General features: G+C 69.1%; 18 protein-coding genes. 10 read left to right on the top strand and 8 right to left on the bottom strand.

Annotation, left to right across the window (positions count from 1 at the left end; all coding sequences use genetic code 11):
* Positions 1–46: 46 nt before the first annotated feature.
* Both mshD and ON33_RS03460 read right to left on the bottom strand, forming a co-directional pair.
* Complete coding sequence (mshD, locus tag ON33_RS03465) at positions 47–943, bottom strand: mycothiol synthase (protein WP_040854887.1); 897 nt, start codon at positions 941–943, stop codon at positions 47–49.
* Positions 943–1,698 (bottom strand): winged helix-turn-helix transcriptional regulator, encoded by a 756-nt coding sequence (locus ON33_RS03460; protein WP_040854884.1) that lies wholly within the window; start codon positions 1,696–1,698, stop codon positions 943–945. The genes mshD and ON33_RS03460 overlap by 1 nt, the downstream gene beginning before the upstream one ends.
* Positions 1,699–1,966: 268 nt before the next feature.
* Here ON33_RS03460 and ON33_RS03455 point away from each other — a divergent pair, with 268 nt between their 5' ends.
* The 6 genes from ON33_RS03455 (at position 1,967) to ON33_RS03425 (ending at position 6,260) form a co-directional block, all read left to right on the top strand.
* Positions 1,967–2,842 carry an LmeA family phospholipid-binding protein gene (locus tag ON33_RS03455; RefSeq protein WP_040854879.1) on the top strand — a complete coding sequence of 292 codons (876 nt, stop codon included), beginning with the start codon at positions 1,967–1,969 and terminating at the stop codon, positions 2,840–2,842.
* Complete coding sequence (locus ON33_RS03450; RefSeq protein ID WP_040854876.1) at positions 2,839–3,297, top strand: thioredoxin family protein; 459 nt, start codon at positions 2,839–2,841, stop codon at positions 3,295–3,297. Before ON33_RS03455 ends, ON33_RS03450 begins: the two co-directional genes overlap by 4 nt.
* A gap of 255 nt (positions 3,298–3,552) precedes the next feature.
* Positions 3,553–4,062: a DUF4395 domain-containing protein gene (locus tag ON33_RS03445; RefSeq protein ID WP_051151593.1), complete on the top strand. Its 510-nt coding sequence runs from the start codon at positions 3,553–3,555 to the stop codon at positions 4,060–4,062.
* A gap of 72 nt (positions 4,063–4,134) precedes the next feature.
* Positions 4,135–4,968, top strand: a complete 834-nt coding sequence (locus ON33_RS03440) for a sulfurtransferase (protein ID WP_040854873.1) — start codon at positions 4,135–4,137, stop codon at positions 4,966–4,968.
* Positions 4,969–4,974: 6 nt separating this feature from the next.
* Entirely contained in the window at positions 4,975–5,280 is a 306-nt protein-coding gene (locus ON33_RS03435; RefSeq protein WP_040854871.1) for a DUF1416 domain-containing protein, read from the top strand.
* Positions 5,281–5,564: 284 nt separating this feature from the next.
* Positions 5,565–6,260 carry a heme-binding beta-barrel domain-containing protein gene (locus tag ON33_RS03425; protein WP_040854957.1) on the top strand — a complete coding sequence of 232 codons (696 nt, stop codon included), beginning with the start codon at positions 5,565–5,567 and terminating at the stop codon, positions 6,258–6,260.
* Between the two features lie 428 nt (positions 6,261–6,688).
* On the opposite strand, the gene ON33_RS03420 is transcribed toward ON33_RS03425, so the two are convergent.
* From ON33_RS03420 to ON33_RS03400, 5 genes are all read right to left on the bottom strand, one after another.
* Positions 6,689–8,344, bottom strand: a complete 1,656-nt coding sequence (locus tag ON33_RS03420) for an ATP-binding cassette domain-containing protein (RefSeq protein ID WP_040854867.1) — start codon at positions 8,342–8,344, stop codon at positions 6,689–6,691.
* On the bottom strand, positions 8,341–10,113 hold the full coding sequence (cydD, locus tag ON33_RS03415; RefSeq protein ID WP_051151592.1) for a thiol reductant ABC exporter subunit CydD: 1,773 nt from the start codon (positions 10,111–10,113) through the stop codon (positions 8,341–8,343). The genes ON33_RS03420 and cydD overlap by 4 nt, the downstream gene beginning before the upstream one ends.
* Before the next feature lie 66 nt (positions 10,114–10,179).
* A complete protein-coding gene (gene cydB / locus ON33_RS03410; RefSeq protein ID WP_040854864.1) occupies positions 10,180–11,229 on the bottom strand; it encodes a cytochrome d ubiquinol oxidase subunit II in 1,050 nt (349 codons plus the stop codon).
* A gap of 9 nt (positions 11,230–11,238) precedes the next feature.
* Complete coding sequence (locus tag ON33_RS03405) at positions 11,239–12,714, bottom strand: cytochrome ubiquinol oxidase subunit I (RefSeq protein WP_040854862.1); 1,476 nt, start codon at positions 12,712–12,714, stop codon at positions 11,239–11,241.
* 179 nt (positions 12,715–12,893) lie between these two features.
* Positions 12,894–13,820 carry an aminodeoxychorismate lyase gene (locus ON33_RS03400; protein WP_040854860.1) on the bottom strand — a complete coding sequence of 309 codons (927 nt, stop codon included), beginning with the start codon at positions 13,818–13,820 and terminating at the stop codon, positions 12,894–12,896.
* 261 nt (positions 13,821–14,081) lie between these two features.
* Here ON33_RS03400 and ygfZ point away from each other — a divergent pair, with 261 nt between their 5' ends.
* The 4 genes from ygfZ to ON33_RS39285 all read left to right on the top strand — a co-directional run bounded on the left by ygfZ (position 14,082) and on the right by ON33_RS39285 (position 17,253).
* Positions 14,082–15,197, top strand: coding sequence for a CAF17-like 4Fe-4S cluster assembly/insertion protein YgfZ (ygfZ, locus tag ON33_RS03395; protein ID WP_040854953.1), 1,116 nt, complete (start codon positions 14,082–14,084; stop codon positions 15,195–15,197).
* Complete coding sequence (locus tag ON33_RS03390; protein ID WP_040854857.1) at positions 15,194–15,865, top strand: MOSC domain-containing protein; 672 nt, start codon at positions 15,194–15,196, stop codon at positions 15,863–15,865. Before ygfZ ends, ON33_RS03390 begins: the two co-directional genes overlap by 4 nt.
* 25 nt (positions 15,866–15,890) lie before the next feature.
* Positions 15,891–16,853, top strand: a complete 963-nt coding sequence (locus ON33_RS03385; RefSeq protein ID WP_040854855.1) for an asparaginase — start codon at positions 15,891–15,893, stop codon at positions 16,851–16,853.
* Between the two features lie 187 nt (positions 16,854–17,040).
* On the top strand, positions 17,041–17,253 hold the full coding sequence (locus ON33_RS39285) for a DUF3073 domain-containing protein (protein WP_083868555.1): 213 nt from the start codon (positions 17,041–17,043) through the stop codon (positions 17,251–17,253).
* Positions 17,254–17,549: 296 nt separating this feature from the next.
* Here ON33_RS39285 and purM read toward each other — a convergent pair whose 3' ends face one another.
* The gene (gene purM, locus ON33_RS03380; protein ID WP_040854852.1) at positions 17,550–18,629 is read right to left on the bottom strand and encodes a phosphoribosylformylglycinamidine cyclo-ligase; all 1,080 of its coding nucleotides are present in this window, start codon (positions 18,627–18,629) and stop codon (positions 17,550–17,552) included.
* Between the last annotated feature and the right edge of the window lie 290 nt (positions 18,630–18,919).

Raw genomic sequence — 18,919 nt, 5'->3', positions numbered from 1 at the left:
GCGGCGCACAGGATGTGACATTAACCGCACCGTTGCCCGAGGGATTTCAGGACGCGCTCGAGTACGCCACGTCGACGTGGAATCGGGTGAATCCGAGGCGGGTGTAGGTGTGCACGGCCGCGGTGTTGTCCCCCTCGGTGTAGAGCAGCACCGCGCCGAGACCACGGTCTCTCAGGTAGTGCAGACCCGCCAGGGTCAGCAGCCGGCCGAGGCCGCGCCCCTGGGCGCCGGGGTCGATGCCGACCACGTAGACCTCGCCGATCGCCGGGATATCGTCGGAATGCACCTTGGTCCAGTGGAATCCGAGGATGCGTTCCGGCCGCGCCGGATCGACGGCGATGAACAGGCCCTTGGGATCGAACCAGGGTTCGCCGCGGCGGGCGGCGATGTCACGCTCGGTCCAGCCGCCCTGTTCGGGATGCCAGGAGAAGGCCGCGTTGTTGACGCGGAGCAGTTCGGGATCGTCGGACGGCCCCGCGTAGGTGCGAAGTTCGAGCCCCTCGGGAACCGCCAATTCCGGTAACTCAGGATTAGCCAATTCCCTTCTCATTTGCCACAATTCGCGTGAAACGGACAAGCCCAACCGAGCCGCGACAGCCCGAGCGGGCGGCAGGTCACCGTGCGCCCAGACCCGCGCGCCCGACCCGCCCGCGGCCAGCGCGGCGGCCACCAGACCAGCGCCGATACCGTGCCCACGGACCGCTGGATCGACCGCCACCTCAGCCATGGCGGGGTGCTCGCCGTGGGCCGGAACGAGATTCGCGTACCCGGCGACCGCGCCGTCGCGGATGTCCACCAGATGTCGTGCGGGCGAATCATTTCCGAGCGAAAGCACCGCCTGTTCCGAGACCGGCGCCACCCCGTCGGCGACGGTGGCCCGCTCCAGGACCGCCCGCACCTGCGCGGCGGTCTCGTCGGGCAGCCGGTCGGTCCAGGAGGTCATCAGAGCGCGCCGTTCGCCGTCGTCAATTCGGAGTCGTCGGTGCCGTCGGAGTCGGGGAAGGTGACGGCGTCGCCCTTCCCGGCCGTGCGCGCCGGGCGCACCGCCTTGTAGCCGACATTGCGGACCGTGCCGATCAGCGACTCGTACTCGCTGCCCAGCTTGGCGCGCAGGCGCCGCACGTGCACGTCCACGGTGCGGGTGCCGCCGAAGAAGTCGTAGCCCCAGACCTCCTGCAGCAGCTGGGCGCGGGTGAACACCCGGCCGGCGTGCTGCGCGAGATATTTGAGGAGTTCGAACTCCTTGTAGGTGAGGTCGAGCGGACGGCCGCGTAGCCGGGCCGTGTAGGTGCCCTCGTCGATCACCAGCTCACCGAGGGTGATCTTGCCGGTGTTCTCGGGGCTGGCGACGCCGCCGTTGCGGGCCACCAGCAGCCGCAGCCGGGCGTCGAGTTCGGCGGGCCCGGTGCCGGGCAGCAGGATGTCGTCCAATCCCCAGTCGGCGTTCACCGCGACCAGGCCGCCCTCGGTCAGCACGGCCACCACCGGCACCGACGATCCGGTGCTACCGAGCAACCGGCACAGTCCGCGGGCGGCGGCCAGATCGGTGCGGGCATCGACCAGTGCCACATCGGCGGAACCCGCCTCGAGCAGGGATGCCACCTCGGTCGGCGCGGGGCGCACGTGGTGCGGCAGCAACGCCAGCGACGGCAACACCGACTCGGGGTTGGGGTCGGAGGTCAGCAGGAGCAGCTCCATGAGGGCCCTCCATCCCATTTGGCATGTGTGTGGCTACCGCACTGTCCGCCACTACCTCATGCAGGTCATCACAGGTAATCGCTGCCTACATTAGCGTGTCCCGGCCGACACCCTCGTATTCCGGCCGACCGGCGCAACCGTTTGGTCCGGTTCGGTTCCGATTCGCCTCCCATCACCGCACCACTCACCCACCGTTCACCGCACCGCGACCTGCCCGAGCCGGACGTCGACGGGTGGCAACCGCATACCTCCCTACTAGGGTGCAGCTATGCGTTTCCGGAGGCTGCTCATCGGACTGCTCTGCCTGGCAGGGCTGGCCGTCCTACTCGATTTCGGGGTGGCGGCGTATTCGGAGTACCGGGTTTCGCGACTCCTGCGGACCGCCTCCGATCTGAGCGCCGATCCGGAGATCACCATCCACGAGTCGCTGCGGCACCCGTTCGTCGCCCAGGCACTGGACGGACAGTACGGAAACATCGACATCCGCGCCCGCGCCATGCGCCCGGACATTCCCGGCCGGATCACGGTCGAGGCCAACCTGAAGGGCGTGCACCTGTCGATGCCCAATCTCATCGACGGTAAGGTGGGCCAGGTCCCGGTGGACGAGGTGCAGGCTCGCATGCGCATCGAGCCGACCGAACTGGGCCGGCTGTTCAAGATTCCGGATCTGCAGGTCTTCGGCCCGCCCACCGACAAGTCCGACGCCTCCGGCGGTACCGGCAGCACCGGAAAGACCAACGGCGGCACCATCATTCTCGAGGGCACCGTCCCGATCGGCACGGACGCCGACCTGTCGGCAGTCACCGATACCCGCGGCGACAACGGCGAGAAGATCACAAAGAAGAAGGTGCACGTGCTGGCCGATCTCCGACTGGACGGTGACCAGATCCGGATCACCGCCACCGCCATCTCCGGCCGCGATCTGCAGTCCGACACCGATTCGGTACTGCCCGACCAGGAGCGGATCGTCATCTCCGAACAGGACCGGCCCATCATCCTGGCCCGTTTCACCCACACCATCGACACCCGGAACATGCCGTTCGGCATCGCCCCGACCCGGGTCGAGGCCAGTGGCGGGCAGATCGTGGTGGAGGGCGACGGCCGCAACGCGACCGTCGATCTGGATCGGTTGCAGAAGCCGTGATCGCCGTCTACATCCTCGTGGTCATGCTGGTCCTGGCGTCCGGCGTGGGAATCCTGGTGCGCCGCAACGAGGGTCGCGTGCGGACCAGCGCCGCGGCGAATCCGCCGGAGCCCGAATCGAATCGGGCCGCGCTGCTGGCCGCGGCCGGCGTGCTTCCGGGACGGCCCACCCTGCTGCACTTCTCGGCCGACTGGTGCGGTCCGTGTGCGGCGGTGCGCCGGGTGGTGGCGTCGGTGGTCGGCGAGCTGGCGTCGGCCGAGCTGCCGCCGCTGGACCTCGAGGTCGACATCGACGCGTATCCGGAGCTGGCGCGCGAGCTGAACGTGCTCTCGCTGCCCACCAGTTTCGGTTTGGATTCTCGAGGATTGGAACGCTTCCGGATCTCAGGCGTTCCGAAGGCGGCGGATCTGCGCACGTCATTGACGCCTTTAACGGTCTCCGGCTCCGCCGAGTGATCAGCATTACGGACCCCGGGTCCAATTTCCCCCGAAAATTGGGTAAACTCCCTCTCGTGCAATCCAACCTCGAGCTGATGCTCACCCGACGCCGCACAGTGGACCTGTGCCGGCTCGGTGGTTGTTGCTGCCTGTGCCGCTAGCCGGTCGGCCTTTCGTATTCCCCTGTCGCCGACCGGATTTGTCCCGCTGTCGAGAGATCACTTCGATCCTCCGGCGATCTGGCCAATACACCTTCTGCGCAGGAGTACTCCCATGTCGAACCCGCTTCCGAATACCTCGCCCGCCGGTCAGGTGGATGTCCGCGGCCCCCGCTTCGCCGCCTGGATCACCACCGCGGTGCTCGCCCTCGTATTGATCCTCGCCGCCGTCTCCGTGCCCGCCGCCACCGCGCTGCTGGCGCTGCAGGCCGTCGTGTTCGGCCTGGGCGCGGCCCTGGGTCCGCGCCGCAGCCCCTACGGCCGTCTCTACGCGGCGGCGGTCGCTCCGCGCATCGGCGCGCCCACCGAGCTGGAACCCGTTGCGCCGCTGCGGTTCGCGCAGCTGGTCGGCCTGGTCTTCGCGGTGCTGGGTGTGGCGGGCTTCGCGGCCGGCAGCACCGTGCTGGGCGCGATCTTCACCGGTTTCGCGCTGTTCGCGGCCTTCCTCAACGCGGCCTTCGGAATCTGCCTGGGCTGCCAGATCTATCCGCTGGTCGCGCGGTTCCGCACGTCCTCGGGCAGTACCGCGCCGACCTCGACCGGCTCGGTGAAGACCTCCGTATAGCCCCCCGACCGTCTCCTATCCCTCAACCACACGAACGCAACGCCGAACCGGCACCGCATCGAAAGGAAAAACATGGCTCGCTCCGATGTCCTGGTCTCCGCAGACTGGGTCGAAGAGAACCTGAACACCCCGGGCGTCGTCCTGGTCGAGGTCGACGAGGACACCTCGGCCTACGAGCTGGGGCACATCGAGGGCGCCGTGCGTCTCGACTGGAAGAAGGACCTGCAGGACCAGGTCCGCCGCGACTTCGTGAACCAGGAGCAGTTCTCGGCGCTGCTGTCCGAGCGCGGCATCGCCAACGACGACACCGTGGTGCTGTACGGCGGCAACAACAACTGGTTCGCGGCCTACGCCTACTGGTACTTCAAGCTGTACGGCCACCAGGACGTGAAGCTGCTCGACGGCGGCCGCAAGAAGTGGGAGCTGGACGGCCGTGAGCTGACCAAGGAGGTCAAGGACCGCGCCGCCACCGAGTACAAGGCGTCCGCGCAGGACCTGTCCATCCGCGCCTTCCGCGACGAGGTCATCGACGCCATCGGCACCAAGAACCTGGTCGACGTGCGTTCCCCCGACGAATTCTCGGGCAAGATCCTGGCTCCCGCGCACCTGCCGCAGGAGCAGTCGCAGCGTCCCGGCCACATCCCGACCGCCATCAACGTGCCGTGGTCCAAGGCCGCGAACGAGGACGGCACCTTCAAGAGCGACGCCGAGCTGGCGGAGATCTACAAGGAGGCCGGGCTGGACGGCGACAAGCTGACCATCGCCTACTGCCGCATCGGTGAGCGTTCCTCGCACACCTGGTTCGTGCTGCAGGAGCTGCTGGGCCACCAGAACGTCAAGAACTACGACGGGTCCTGGACCGAGTACGGGTCCCTCGTCGGTGCACCGATCGAGTTGGGAGCGTAATTACCTATGTGTGCAGCACCTACCCAGGGCCAGGCCCTGCCCGCCAATGTCGACGTCGAGAAGGAGACGGTCATCACCGGCCGCGTCCTGACCGCTGACGGCCAGACCGTCGGTGGCGCGTTCGTCCGCCTGCTGGACGGCAACGGCGACTTCACCGCCGAGGTCGTGGCCTCGGGCACCGGCGACTTCCGCTTCTTCGCGGCGCCGGGCACGTGGACCCTCCGCGCGCTGTCCGCGTCCGGCAACGGCACCGTCGAGGTGTCGCCGGAGGGCGCCGGCATCCACAACGTGGACGTCACCGTCGCCAAGTAGGACACGGTGTCGAACTAGACGAAACACCAAGAACGGCCCCGGGATTCATGATCCCGGGGCCGTTCTCGTCCTCACCGCAGGGCGTTCCGGGATGTGCGGCGGATTTTCCCGGGGTCGTTTTCACCTGACCTGGCCGGTGCGATTAGACTCCGACACGTGGTGCTTACCTTCGAGATTCTGCTGGTTCTCGTCTCCGTGCTGATCGCCTGGTTCGGTCTGTACGTCCTCTACCGGCTGTTCACCGAGTCGTGACAGATCCGGCCCACGAGAACATCGAAAACGGAGTGGCCAACGGTTCGTCGTCGACGCCGGGCGTTGGCCACGGCGAGGGCGCGAAGCCCGCTGATGCCGCCGCCGCGCGGCGCAGCGGCGACCAGGCGGTCGCGGAGGCGGCCGAGCGCGCCAAGTCGACCGGGTCGCTGAACGTTCCGACGTTCCCCGATCTGCCGTTGCCCATCGATACCGCGAACCTGCGGCTGGGCCCGGATCTGAGTTCCTCCATGCTCGCGCTGCTGCCGCTGGTCGGCGTGTGGCGCGGCGAGGGCGAGGGCAATGACTTCGAGACCGGCGACTATCGCTTCGGTCAGCAGATCATCGTCTCGCACGACGGCGGCGACTACCTGACCTGGGAGGCGCGCTCCTGGAAGCTCGACGCCCAGGGCGAGTACGCGGGCCCCGATCTGCGTGAGAGCGGTTTCTGGCGGGTCGGCATCGACGGTGACGACGAGGTGCTGGAGCTGCTGCTCACCCACTCCACCGGCATCGTCGAGCTGTTCTACGGCCAGGCGCTCACCCAGTCCTCGTGGGAGCTGGCCACCGACGTGGTGATCCGCAGCCAGTCCGGCATCGTGGTCGGCGGCGCGAAGCGGCTCTACGGCATTGTCGAGGGCGGCGATCTGGGCTACGTCGAGGAGCGCATCGCGGCGGACGGCGCCCTGGAGCCGCGGCTCTCGGCACGGTTGCAGCGGTACATCGGCTAGCCAGCCTCCCCGAGACTTCAGCGGACGGCCGGGAGCCGTCGGGTTTCCGTGCCTGCGTTGAGTACCGAACCGATTTCGGGCTACCCCACGAGTTGCCCCGGTCCTCACGATCAGTTGCCGAGTCGCGAAACTGTGCGCACCTCAGCCGGTCGGCTTGGTACGAAACAGGTACGGCCCCCGAGTTGTATCCACGGATGCAACTTTCACGTGGATCCGGTCGGACGGACCGTAACTCGGGGGCCGGGTGACTGCCTTGGATTCGCGAGGGCTCGCGCGATCGGAATCCGATTGCAGCGGTAGCGCCTAGCTGGCAGCCACCTCACGCGTCCTAGAAATCATTCTCGAACCACCTCCTTCCTGTGTACCGACGAAATTAGTCGGCCGGGACAGAGGCGGCAACGTATTTTCTCGGATTGCGAAATCGCAGTTCAGGCCGTCGCCGTGGGAATAAATCGATCGACGTCGACGGTTCCGCCCGGCTCGACGCGAACGATGGTGTCCGCCTTGGCGTCCGGCGGCAGCTGATGGGTGACGACGACCACGGTGCGGTCGCGTTCCACCAGGCCGCTCGATACGTCCAGCAGGCGGCGCAGCAGCTCGGCGCCGGCTTCGGCTTCCAGATGCTCGGTGGGTTCGTCGAGCAGCAGCACGCGGGCCGGGGAGAGCAGGGCGCGGGCCAGCAGGAGGCGTCGGCGCTGACCGCCCGAGACCGCGGCCGCGCCGCCGACCAGATCCGTTTCGACGCCGTCGGGCAGGGAGTCGAGCCAGTCGCCGGCTCCGACTGCGCGCAGGGCGGATTCGGCCTCGGGCGCGGTGATGTCGCCGCGGGCCACGCGCAGGTTCTCCAGCACGGTGGTGCCGAACAGGTGCGCGTCCTCGGCGAAGAAGGTGACGCCCGGGCGCGGCGTCTCGAAGAGCCCCGCCCACGACATGAGCAGTGTGGTCTTGCCCGCGCCGCTCGGGCCGACCACGGCGATGCGGCGGCCCGGCGGCAGCGCGGGGAGATTCGGTGCTGACGCCACGGATTCGCCGTGCTCGAGACGATCGAGGCGGCGTAGGGCGGCCCGGCCCGTGGTGAGGGCCTGCGCGGCGGCCGGGAGCACCGCCACGGCCTCGAACGCGGACAGGGGCACCAGGACCAGCACGGTGAACGCCATCGGCGTGATGCCGCCCGGCGGGACGGTCTGGAAGCCCGCGGTGGGGATGGGAGTACCGCTGCCGTACAGCACGATTCCGATGAGCAGCGCGCCCAGCACACCGGCCCCGATGGACAGCGGCAGGACTGCCGCGGCCCAAGCGCTGCGCGATGCCGCGCGATCCTCGGCCGCGACCGCCCGCCGCCCCGCCGCGGTGGCCGTGGCGACCGCCTCGGAAAGCCTGCCCGCCACCCGCAATTCGGATGCGTGGTCGAGCACGGTGAGCGCCTCCGCGGTGAACTCGGTGCGATCAGCTCGCACCGCCAGCTCGGCTTCCCGGGCGGCCCGCGCGGACAGCCACGGCGCGACGATCCCCGAAACCGCCAGCGCCACGGCCAGAATCACGGCCGCGGGCACCGAGATGCTCGCCAGCAGCCCGACCGCGAGCAGCGACAGGATCAGCGCCACCGCGATCGGCACGAAGGCGCGCACCACGACCGCCCCGAGATCGTCGATATCGCTCATCACCCGCCCGAGCAGCTCGCCCCGGCGCAGCGCGGTCGGATCCCCGTCCCGCCCTTCGCCATCGGCCGGGTCGCTGCCACCGGTGCGCCGCAACCGCCAGATATCCGCCCCCGCCAGCGTCCGATAGGTGGTGGTCCGCGCCGTGCTCATGGATCGCAGCGCCACATCGTGCGTGGCCAGTCGCTCCAGATACCGGCACAGCCCGCGCGAAATGCCCAGCGCCCGAACGGTCACCACGGCGATGCTCAGATCCAGCACGGGCGGCATCTGCCAGGCCCGCGCGATCAGCCACGCCGCCAGGGCGGCCAGCCCGAGCCCGCTGCCGAGGGCGAGCACACCCCACCCCACCGACACCGCCATCCGCGCCCGCGACAGCTCGAGCAGTTCCCGAGTCCGCCGGAAATCGGCCAGTACCGCTTTCATCGCGACGACACCTCCATTTCCGGCTCGGCGAGAACCGGATTCGATGCGCCTGGAGCCTCATCCGCCGGGCTGCCGGTCGACCGGACGTCGACGACGTGGTCGGCGACGGCCAGGACGGAGGGGCGGTGGGCGACCACGATGACCGTGGCTCCGGCCCGAGCGCGGGCGACCAGGGCCGCGAGAACCGTCGCCTCGGAGGCATCGTCGAGGTGGGCGGTGGGCTCGTCCAGGAGCAGGATCGAACGCGGGGCGGCCAGAGTCCTGGTGAGGGCCAGGCGCTGGCGCTGACCGAGGGACAAGCCGATACCGCCGCTGCCGAGCACGGTGTCCCACCGGTCCGGGAGGGTGTCGAGGACCGCGTCGAAACCGGTTGCGGCGCAGGCGGCCTCGACCTGGTCCGGACCGGACGGCGGGCCCAGGAGTTCGAGGTTGGCGCGGAGCGTGCCGGGGACGAGGACGGGACGCTGGGGCAGCCACGCGATCTGCGACCACCAGAGGTCGGGGTCCAGGTCGGGGACGGGGACGCCGTCCACCAGCACGGTGCCGGAGTCGGGGGTGAGCAGGCCCAGAATGGCTTGCAGGGCGGTCGATTTGCCGCAGCCGTTGGGACCGGTGAGCACGGTGACCGTCCCGGGGTCGAGGGTGGCGCTCAAATGGTCGGGTGCGTATCCGTCGCGTGCCCGCACCGTGAGATCGCGGATGTCGAGGTGGCCGTGCAGGTTTCGGTGGTCCGCTCGAACCTGGCGCGGTGCGGGCTCGGCGGCCCGGTCGGTCTCGGGGTCGAGGACGGCGAAAGCCTTGTCGGCGGCGGCCATTCCGTCCTGGGCGGCGTGGAAGCGCTCGCCGACGGCGCGCAGCGGGAGGTAGACCTCGGGGGCGAGGATGAGGGCCAGCAGGCCCGCGTGCAGCCCCATGTGGCCGAAGACCAGGCGCATGCCGATGGACACCGCGACCAGGGCCACGCACAGGGTGGCGAGCATCTCCAGGACCATGGAGGACAGGAACGCCAGGCGCAGTGCCGACATGGTCCGGCGGTGCAGGACGTCGCCGAGTTCGCGCACCCGGCCCGCCATGCTATGCGGCGAATCAGCCGCTCCCCCACCGCCGCGTCCCGTCTCGCGGCCGAGCGCGCGGAGGGTCGGCATGCCCGCGAACAGGTCGAGGAGCTGATCCGACAGCCGGGTCGTGGCGGCCAGGGTGCCGGCGGATTTCCCCTGGGTGAGCAGGCCGATGAGGATCATGAAGATCGGGATCAGCGGTAGCGTGACGAAGATGATCAGCCCGGAGACCCAGTCGTGGACGGCGATCACGGCCAGCACCACCGGCGGCACGAGCGCGGCCAGCAGCAGGGCGGGCAGGTAGCCCGCGAGGTAGGCGCGCAGTCCGCTCAATCCGGAGCCCACCACGACCGCGAGTTCGGTACGGCGGCTTTCCAATTCGCGGGGCGGGAGCTGGGCTCCGGCCGCCAGGGCGGCGGTCTCGAGTTCGGCGACCACCTGCGCCCCGGCCCGGTGCGCGAGCCGGGACTGCCACCAGGTGGCGGCTGCCCGGCATCCGACGGCGGCCGCGAAGACCACCAGTTCGGCTGTCCAGGCACCGATCCGGCGCTGGTCCGGCTCGGTGATGACGCCGGCGAGTACCCGCGCCAGCGCGAGCGCCGCGACGACGATGCACGCGGTGGTGACCAGCGACAGCCCCACACTCACTCCGAGATATCCGCGGGCGGAGCGGGCGTGCCGCCACAGTCGCGGGTCCACCGGTCGTGCCATGGTCGATCTCCTCTGCGAACGGGCGCGCCGGGCTCGTCGATGTCACGGCCGGCGCGCCCGCGCCGTTCAGGTCCGCGCGGATTCCATGGGCAGCCCGATCGATTCCGGGATCTGCTCGGCGGTGAGCCGCTTGCGGAACACCCAGTACGTCCAGGCCTGGTACATCAGCACGATCGGGACCATGGCCACCGCGACCCAGCTCATCACCACCAGCGTGTAGTGGGTCGACGACGCGGCCACGGTGCCGCCGCGGCCGTCGACGGTGAGGCTGAACGCGTCATTGATGGTGGACGGCAGCACATGCGGGAACAGCGACCCGAACAGCAGCACCGTCGCCGACGCGATGGTGAGCGCGGTACCGGCGAAGCCCCAGCCGTCCCGGTCCTGGGTGGCCGCGAGGCCCGCCAGCACCAGGCCGATCACGGCCAGCACCAACGGAATCCAGGTCCAGCCCTTGCCGTGGGCGAGCTGGGTCCAGAGGCCGAAGGCCACCACCACGACCACGGTGGGCACGAAGAGCAGCCGGATGATGCGCTGGGCATCGTCGCGCACCTCGTTGCCGGTCTTCAGGCCGATGAACATCGCGCCGTGCAGCAGGAACAGCAGCAGCGTGGTCAGCCCGCCGAGCAGGCCGTACGGGTTCAGCAGATCGAGCAGCGTGCCCTCGATGTGCCGGCGCTCGTTGAGCTTCACGCCGTGCACGATGTTCGCGAAGGCCAGACCCCAGGCCAGCGCCGGGATCCAGGACCCGAGCGCGATGCCGATGTCGCACCAGGTGCGCCAGCGCGGATCGTTGATCTTGCCGCGCCATTCGATGGCGCAGGCCCGCGCGATCAGCCCGACCAGGATGAGCAGCAGCGCCAGGTAGAACCCGGAGAACAGGCTGGCGTACCACTCCGGGAAGGCTGCGAACATGGCGCCGCCGCCGGTGAGCAGCCACACCTCGTTGCCGTCCCACACCGGGCCGATGGTGTTGAGCACGGCCCGCTTCTTCTGCTCGTCGCCACGCCCGATGATGGGCATCAGCATGCCGACGCCGAAGTCGAAGCCCTCCAGCACGAAGTAGCCGGTGAACAGCACCGCGATCAGGAGAAACCAGAATTCTGGGAGACTCATCCTCGGCTCCTAGTAGGCGAAGGAAAGCTTCTCGACGGACTCCCCGGTCATCTTCGGGGCGCCCGACTCGGTGGACGGCTTCTCGGGTCCGGCGACCACGTACCGGCGCATCAGATAGAACCATCCGATGGCCAGCAGTCCATAGAGCACGGTGAACACGATCAGCGAGGTGAGCACCGTGCCCGCCGTGACCCCGGAGACGCCCTGCTGCACCGTCATCCGGATGTGCTGATCACCGGTCGGATTGGGGGCGACGACCCAGGGCTGGCGGCCCATCTCGGTGAACACCCAGCCGGAGATATTGCCGAGATACGGGGTGGCGATGGCGAGCAGCGACAGCCACTTGAACCAGGCCTGATCCGGTATCCGGCCGCGGCGGGTGACCCAGAAACCGGCCAGCGCCAACAGGATCGGGCCCGCCATGAAGCCGATCATGGCGCGGAAGGACCAGTAGGTGACGAACAGGTTCGGCCGGTAGTCGCCGATGCCGTACTTCTGGTTGTACTCGACCTGCAGGTCCTTGACGCCTTTGAGGGTGACGCCGGTGAAGTCGCCGGTGGCCAGCCACGGCAGCACGTAGGGCACCTCGATGAGGTGGTCGACGCTGTCGCAGTTGTTGTGGGTGCCGACGGTCAGCACCGAGAAGTCGGGGTCGGTCTGGGTGTGGCACAACGATTCCGCGGAGGCCATCTTCATGGGCTGCTGCTTGAACATGAGCTTGCCCTGGATGTCACCGGTGAAGATGAGCGCCACCGAGGCGACCAGGATCACGTACAGGCCCAGCCGCGCGCTGGGCCGCCACATGCTGCGGGCGTCCTCGAGCGGCGCCTCACTGCCCTCGGCCTTGGCCTTGCGCGCGTTGCGCACCATCCACCAGCCGGCGACGCCGGCCACGAAAGTGCCTGCGGTGAGGAAGGATCCGGCGAGCACGTGCGGGAAGGCGGCGAGGGTGGTGTTGTTGGTCAGCACCGACCAGATGCTGTGCAACTCGGCGCGACCGGTCGCGGGGTTGAACGTCGCGCCGACCGGGTGCTGCATGAACGAGTTCGCCGCGATGATGAAGTACGCCGACGCGTTGGTGCCGATGGCGACCAGCCAGATGCAGGCCAGGTGCAGCTTCTGCGGCAGCCGGGTCCAGCCGAAGATCCACAGGCCCAGGAAGGTCGATTCCATGAAGAAGGCGACCAGCGCCTCCATGGCCAGCGGGGCGCCGAACACGTCGCCGACGAAGCGGGAGTATTCGCTCCAGCCCATGCCGAACTGGAATTCCTGCACGATGCCGGTGGCGACGCCGAGGGCGAAGTTGATCAGGAACAGCTTGCCGAAAAACTTTGTGAGCCTGAGCCAGTGCTCCTTACCGGTGATCACCCAGGCGGTCTGCATGCCCGCGACGAGCGGTGCGAGGCCGATGGTGAGTGGCACCAGGATGAAGTGATAGACGGTGGTAATTCCGAACTGCCAGCGCGCCAGATCTACGACGCTCATCCGACCTCCCTGCCGATCTACGACATGACGTAGTAACAGACACTACGCCCATGGGAGCTCAGATCAACGTATGCCCCACCACAGCGTGCCAGATATTTGCCGGAATGTGATGGACACACCGCGACAAATCCCACCGGTCACCGCCGGAACCTGGTGACCGTCAGGGAAACCGGGGCCGATCACCAGTCGGCGAGGCTCCCGGGCAACGCGATGCCGCGATTCACCATCTCGACGATCTCGTCCGCGTTCTCCGGCGCCGACATGCGCAGCCCGTCCAGCGAGTTGACCCGGGCGATCAGCGTCACCGAGGACAGCAGCCAGATCGCGTCGGCGGTGATCAGATCGGCGGTGAACAGCGGCTCGTACAGGCACTCCCAGCCCGCCTTCTCCGCCTGCGCGAACAGCGCGCGCTGGGTGGTGCCGGGCAGCACGCCGTTCTTCGCGGGCGGGGTGATGAGCTTGTTGTCGCGCTGCACCACGACCGTCGAGCGCGGGCCTTCCAGCACCCGGTGCTCGGTGCTGGTGAAGATCACATCGTCGGCGCCCATCCGCTGGGCGAAGCGCAGCGCGGACATATTGGTGGCATAGGACAGGGTTTTCGCGCCGAGCAGCAGCCACGGCGCGTTCTGCGCCAGATCGACGGAGATGCCCCTCGAGAGCGTGATCACCGAAACACCCTCGGTGCGCGCCTTTTTCACGCGCTCGGGGACCGGGACCACGAGAACGTAACCGGTGGTTGCCGGTTGGGCGCCGGCCAGGTCCCCGCCCTTGTTCGCCATGCGTTCGTCACCGGCGCCGTGGTCGCTGTCACGTCCCCGGGTGAGCACCATGCGCAGCGTCCCCTCGCGCTCGCTCCCCCACTCCTCGGCGGCCAGCTCCACCGCGAACCGCCACGCCTCCAGGTCCGGCGCCGGCAACTCGAGCGCCTCCGCCGAGCGCCGTAGCCGCGCCAGATGCAATTCCAGCGCACACGCCACGCCCCCGCGTACCAGCACCGTCTCGAAGATGCCGTCACCCCGCAGCACACCGATGTCGTCCGCATACAACAACGGCGCGTCCGGATCCCGGATCGCGCCGTCGAGTGTCACCAGGACCCGTTCCACCATGCGATCGACCCTATGACAGATGCCGCGATACGGTGTGGCTTACCGCGCCTCCGGCCTCGTCAACCGGCCTGTCGTTCACCGGCGCGGCACGCCGCCGCCGGGGCTCGTATGCCAAGGTGAGAACTGATTTCGCGACGACGTGGGTAACTCCCCGGGTACGTCCGAAATTGGTCCGGCTGCCAACCGCCGGCACGCGTGCGAAACCTGCTGCGGCTCCCGGCCGTGCGCTGAAGGCCCGGGGAGGCGGGTTAATGTGGAGTGGTGTCCTCCTCGGTTGCACCCAGTCCGATTCTGCAGGTTCCAGGGGCTGTCGCGGGGCTGCCGGAGTCACCGGATGCCGCTGTCGCGTGGCATTACGGCGATCCCTTCGGCGAGCAGCGCGCGGCGGTACAAGAGGTCGCGGTGGTGGATCGCTCCCACCGATTCGTGCTGTCGATCACCGGCAAGGAACGGCTGAGCTGGCTGCACACCATCTCCAGTCAGGCGGTCGCCGATCTGGGCGACGGCGAGTCCGCGGAGAACCTCGACCTGGATCTGAACGGCCGGGTGCTGAACCACTTCGTGCTCACCGATCTGGACGGCACGGTGTGGATCGACACCGAGGGCGCGCGCGGCCCCGAACTGCTGAGTTTCCTGCAGAAGATGGTGTTCTGGGCCGACGCCAAACCGGTCGAAGCGAACGACCATGCGGTGCTGAGCCTGCTGGGCCCCGGTGCGGCCGGACTTGTCGAAACCCTCGGCGTCACAGCCCTTCCCGAGACCTATCGCGCGGTGCCGCTGCCCGGCGGCGGCTTCCTGCGCCGCATGCCCTGGCCGACCGCCGACTCCTTCGACCTGATCGTCCCGCGCGCCGAGCTCGCCGCCTGGTGGACGCGACTGCGCGACGCGGGCGCGACGGCCGCCGGCCTGTGGGCGTTCGAGGCGCTGCGGGTGGCCGCGTTGCGCCCGCGCCTGGGCATCGACACCGACGACCGCACCATCCCGCACGAGGTGAACTGGATCGGCGGCCCCGCCGAACACGGTGCGGTGCACCTGAACAAGGGCTGCTACCGCGGTCAGGAGACGGTCGCCCGGGTGCACAATCTGGGCAAGCCGCCCCGGCACCTGGTGCTGCTGCACCTGGACGGGTCCGCGGATTCCCGCCCCGAGCCCGGCGAGCCGGTGACCGCGGGCGGCCGGGCGGTCGGCGTCCTGGGCACCGTGATCGACCACTTCGAACTCGGCCCGATCGCGCTCGCCCTGGTCAAACGCGCCATCCCGGCCGACACCGCCCTGGTGGCGGGCCCGTGCGCGGCGGCCATCGACCCGGATTCGATACCCGCCCACGACGAGCCGCAGGCCGGCCGGCTCGCGGTCGAGAAGCTGCGCGGCCGGTGAACGCCGCCGCTCCGGCCGGCCGGGTGCTGGCCGTCTGCGTCGTGCACGCCGAACTCGAGGTACCCGCCCGGTCCTCCAAGGTGGGCCGCACCGCCATCGACAAACGTCCTGTGCCGCACCGGGTTCCGGTCCGGCCGCTGGGCCTGGACGGCGACCACGTGTGCGACACCAAGCATCACGGCGGCCCGCACCAGGCCGTCTACGCCTACGCCGAGGAGGACGCGCGGCGCTGGGCGACCGAGCTCGGCCGGGATCTCCGCGCGGGCTGGTTCGGTGAGAACCTGCGCCTGACCGGCCTGCCCGTCAGCGACGCGGTCATCGGCGAACGCTGGACCGCCGGCGACACCCTGCTCGAGGTGTCCGCCCCGCGCGTCCCGTGCGCCACCTTCCAGTGGCGCACCGGCGAACCGCAGTGGGTGAAACGCTTCACCGCACAAGCGAATACGGGCGCTTATCTGCGCGTGCTCACCGAGGGCACGATCGGCGCGGGCGACGAGGTGCGGGTGGTGCACGTGCCCGAGCACGGCGTCACCGTCCGCGACCTGTTCACCGGCGCCGACCCGGCCCGCCTGGATCTGCTGGCCGAGGCCGAACCCACCATCTCCGACGACGTTCGGATGCAGATCGACCGGCACCGCCGCCGTCACGCCGGGGTCACCGGCCGATGAGACCTACTTCCGAGGGGAGCCCCGCATGAGCGTCGATCTGGTCGAGGTGGTGCGGTCCGGGTTCCGGGAGTGCGTGCACCGCGGCTCGGCGGTGGTGCTGCGCCCCGACGGCGAACCGCTGGTCGAGGTGGGTGCGGTGCACGGCCCGATCTTCCCGCGCTCCACCAACAAGCCGTTGCAGGCACTGGCCCTGCTGCGCAACGGCTTCGACCCGGTGGACGCGGCCGAGCTGGCCATCGCCACCGCCTCGCACTTCGGCGAGGCCGATCACGTCGAGCTGGTGCAGCGGCTGCTGGACCGCTTCGGCTTCGGCGAGGACGACCTCGAGTGCCCGCCCGATCTGCCCTTCGAGGAGCAGGCCCGGGCGCAGGCGCTGGCCGGCCGCGACCGGGCGAAGGCAGCCCGCCGCGTCTACATGAACTGCTCCGGCAAGCACGCCGCCATGCTCGCCACCTGCAAGATCAACGACTGGCCCACCCGCGGCTATCTGGAAATCGGGCATCCGCTGCAGCAGGCCGTGCTGGCGACGATCGCCGACGTGACCGGCGAGCCCGAGACCGATCTGGGCATCGACGGCTGCGGCCTGCCGATCGTGCCGGTGTCACTGGTGAATCTGGCGCGCGCCTACGCGGTATTCGCCACCGCGCCCGCCGATAGCCCGGAACGCCGCGTCGCGGACGCGATTCGCGCGCATCCGCGAGTGATTTCCGGCACGGAAGGCCCCGATTTCCGGGTGATGACCGCGACACCCGGTCTGGTGTGCAAGATCGGCGCGGACGGGGTGCACGCCGGCGCGCTGCCGGACGGTTCGGCCTTCGCCTACAAGATCGATGACGGCGCCGATCGCGCGCGACTTCCCCTGACGCTGGCCATTCTCCAGCGTATGGGTGTTCCGTGGACCGACGAGCACGCTGAGCTGGCAGCCCCCGCGGTGCTCGGCGGCGGAGCCCGGGTGGGCATCATCCGAGCGATTCCCGGGGCGCTCTAGCCCCCGGTCGGCAACCTTTTCGCACGGGCCCGGAGATCGCTGGGCCCGGCCCCGGGACCTTTATCCCCCACTCCTGGAAGCGCGACCGCCGGACACACGCTAAAGTGTTCGTCAGGAAGAGTATTAATTCGAACGGGGCCGCCAAACCCACCCCAGGCCGCCCCGCAGTGACGCGAGGGGGTCAGCCATGGGCCGTGGCCGGGCTAAGGCAAAGCAGACCAAGGTTGCACGGGAGCTCAAGTACAGCTCGCCGTCGACCGACTTCACGAGCCTTCAGCGCGAGCTGTCGGGGAGTGCCTCCGACACACAGCGGAGTGGTGTGCTTTCCGAAGAGCATGACGCGAGCGAATCGCGGTCGAGCTGGGAAGAAGAAGACAGCTACGACGACTGGCGTCGCTGACTCGGATTTTCGACGTACTGCAGGGGGAGGCCGACGGGCTTCCCCCTTTAGCACGTCTCCCCCGCCTCCCCGCGCCTTCGGCGCACGGCTGGGGAGCCGCAGTCAGTCCCGCATGCGTGCCGCCGGTTGGGTGCCAATCCGATTTTGGACGTACCCGATGAGTTACCCACGTCGGCACGAAATCAGTCGTCGCGTTGAGAGACGATAGGTCTCCAGCTCACGGCGAAACCGCTGCCGGACATAGCGAAGGGCCCCAGCCACTCTCCAGAGTGGCTGGGGCCCTTCGTTGTTGACGTTCAGAAGCGCGGGTGGTCTCCAACGAGCACCGCGCGGGCGGCGTCGGCGTCCTTGGCCTTCTTCACCGTGCCGAGGGTCCAGCAGTTGATGTGGCGGGCGGTGAGGACTGCGAGGGCGCGGTCGGCGTCCTCGGGGGCGACGACGGCGACCATGCCGACGCCCATGTTGAAGGTCTTCTCCATCTCGGCGCGCTCGACGCGGCCGCGCTGGGCGATCATCTTGAAGACCGGGGCCGGATTCCAGGTGCCGCGATCCAGCTCGGCGACGAGGCCGGCGGGGAGCACGCGGGCCAGGTTGGCGGCCAGGCCGCCGCCGGTCACGTGGCAGAAGGTGCGCACGTCGGTCTCGGCGATCAGGGCCAGGCAGTCCTTGGCGTAGATCTTGGTCGGCTCGAGGAGTTCCTCGCCGAGGGTGCGGCCGAATTCCTCCACGTGCCCGGTGAGGGACATGCGGTCGATGTCGAGCAGCACCTTGCGGGCCAGCGAGTAGCCGTTGGAGTGCAGGCCGGAGGCGCCCATGCCGATCACCACGTCGCCCGGGCGGACGCGGTCCGGGCCGAGCACGGCATCGGCCTCGACCACGCCGACGCCGGTGGCCGACAGGTCGTAGTCGTCGACGCCCATGAGGCCGGGGTGTTCGGCGGTCTCGCCGCCCAGCAGGGCGCAGCCGGCGATGACGCAGCCTTCGGCGATGCCGGAGACGATCTGCGCGACGCGTTCCGGGACCACCTTGCCGACGGCGATGTAGTCCTGCAGGAACAGCGGTTCGGCGCCGCAGACCACGAGGTCGTCGACGACCATGGCGACCAGGTCGAGGCCGACGGTGTCGTGCTTGTCGAGGGCCTGGGCGACCGCGATCTTGGTGCCGACGCCGTCGGTGGAGGCGGCGAGCAGGGGCTCCTTGTAGCCGCCCTTCAGTGCGAACAGTCCTGCGAAGCCGCCGAGTCCGCCCTGTACCTCGGGGCGGCTGGCCTTCTTGGCCAGGGGAGCGAACAGCTCGACTGCACGGTCGCCGGCTTCGATGTCGACGCCGGCCGCCGCGTACGAGGCACCAGCACCGCTGGGGATCTGTTCAGTCATTGTCGGAGAAAGCTCCAAGCCGAATCGATGGATAGATGCCTGATCACGCTAGCTCACCCGCCTCCCCGAGAACTCAGCGGGCTCACCCGCTCTCCGAGAATTCAGCGGGCTCACCCGCCTCCCCTGAGACCTCAGCGGACTCACCCGTCTCCCCGGGAATTCAGCGGGCTCACCCGCCTCCCCGAGAATGCAGCGGGGGGCATAGAGCCGTCGGGCTCGGCACCCGTGCCGCCGGTTGGGTGCCGAATCCATTTTGGACGTACCCGGTGAGTTACCCATAGCGCCAAGAG

This window comes from Nocardia niigatensis NBRC 100131, assembly GCF_000308655.1.
Classification (GTDB): domain Bacteria; phylum Actinomycetota; class Actinomycetes; order Mycobacteriales; family Mycobacteriaceae; genus Nocardia; species Nocardia niigatensis.
The sequence above is the reverse complement of the archived record's forward strand: the minus strand, read 5'-3'. Positions and strand labels throughout refer to the sequence as shown.

What these genes read in the sequence shown, in the direction of transcription:
- mshD (WP_040854887.1), bottom strand. Translation starts at nt 943, where the DNA reads ATGACCTCCTGGACCGACCGGCTGCCCGACGAGACCGCCGCGCAGGTG.
- ON33_RS03460 (WP_040854884.1), bottom strand. Translation starts at nt 1,698, where the DNA reads ATGGAGCTGCTCCTGCTGACCTCCGACCCCAACCCCGAGTCGGTGTTG.
- ON33_RS03455 (WP_040854879.1), top strand. Translation starts at nt 1,967, where the DNA reads ATGCGTTTCCGGAGGCTGCTCATCGGACTGCTCTGCCTGGCAGGGCTG.
- ON33_RS03445 (WP_051151593.1), top strand. Translation starts at nt 3,553, where the DNA reads ATGTCGAACCCGCTTCCGAATACCTCGCCCGCCGGTCAGGTGGATGTC.
- ON33_RS03440 (WP_040854873.1), top strand. Translation starts at nt 4,135, where the DNA reads ATGGCTCGCTCCGATGTCCTGGTCTCCGCAGACTGGGTCGAAGAGAAC.
- ON33_RS03435 (WP_040854871.1), top strand. Translation starts at nt 4,975, where the DNA reads ATGTGTGCAGCACCTACCCAGGGCCAGGCCCTGCCCGCCAATGTCGAC.
- ON33_RS03420 (WP_040854867.1), bottom strand. Translation starts at nt 8,344, where the DNA reads ATGAAAGCGGTACTGGCCGATTTCCGGCGGACTCGGGAACTGCTCGAG.
- cydD (WP_051151592.1), bottom strand. Translation starts at nt 10,113, where the DNA reads ATGGCACGACCGGTGGACCCGCGACTGTGGCGGCACGCCCGCTCCGCC.
- cydB (WP_040854864.1), bottom strand. Translation starts at nt 11,229, where the DNA reads ATGAGTCTCCCAGAATTCTGGTTTCTCCTGATCGCGGTGCTGTTCACC.
- ON33_RS03405 (WP_040854862.1), bottom strand. Translation starts at nt 12,714, where the DNA reads ATGAGCGTCGTAGATCTGGCGCGCTGGCAGTTCGGAATTACCACCGTC.
- ON33_RS03400 (WP_040854860.1), bottom strand. Translation starts at nt 13,820, where the DNA reads ATGGTGGAACGGGTCCTGGTGACACTCGACGGCGCGATCCGGGATCCG.
- ON33_RS03385 (WP_040854855.1), top strand. Translation starts at nt 15,891, where the DNA reads ATGAGCGTCGATCTGGTCGAGGTGGTGCGGTCCGGGTTCCGGGAGTGC.
- ON33_RS39285 (WP_083868555.1), top strand. Translation starts at nt 17,041, where the DNA reads ATGGGCCGTGGCCGGGCTAAGGCAAAGCAGACCAAGGTTGCACGGGAG.
- purM (WP_040854852.1), bottom strand. Translation starts at nt 18,629, where the DNA reads ATGACTGAACAGATCCCCAGCGGTGCTGGTGCCTCGTACGCGGCGGCC.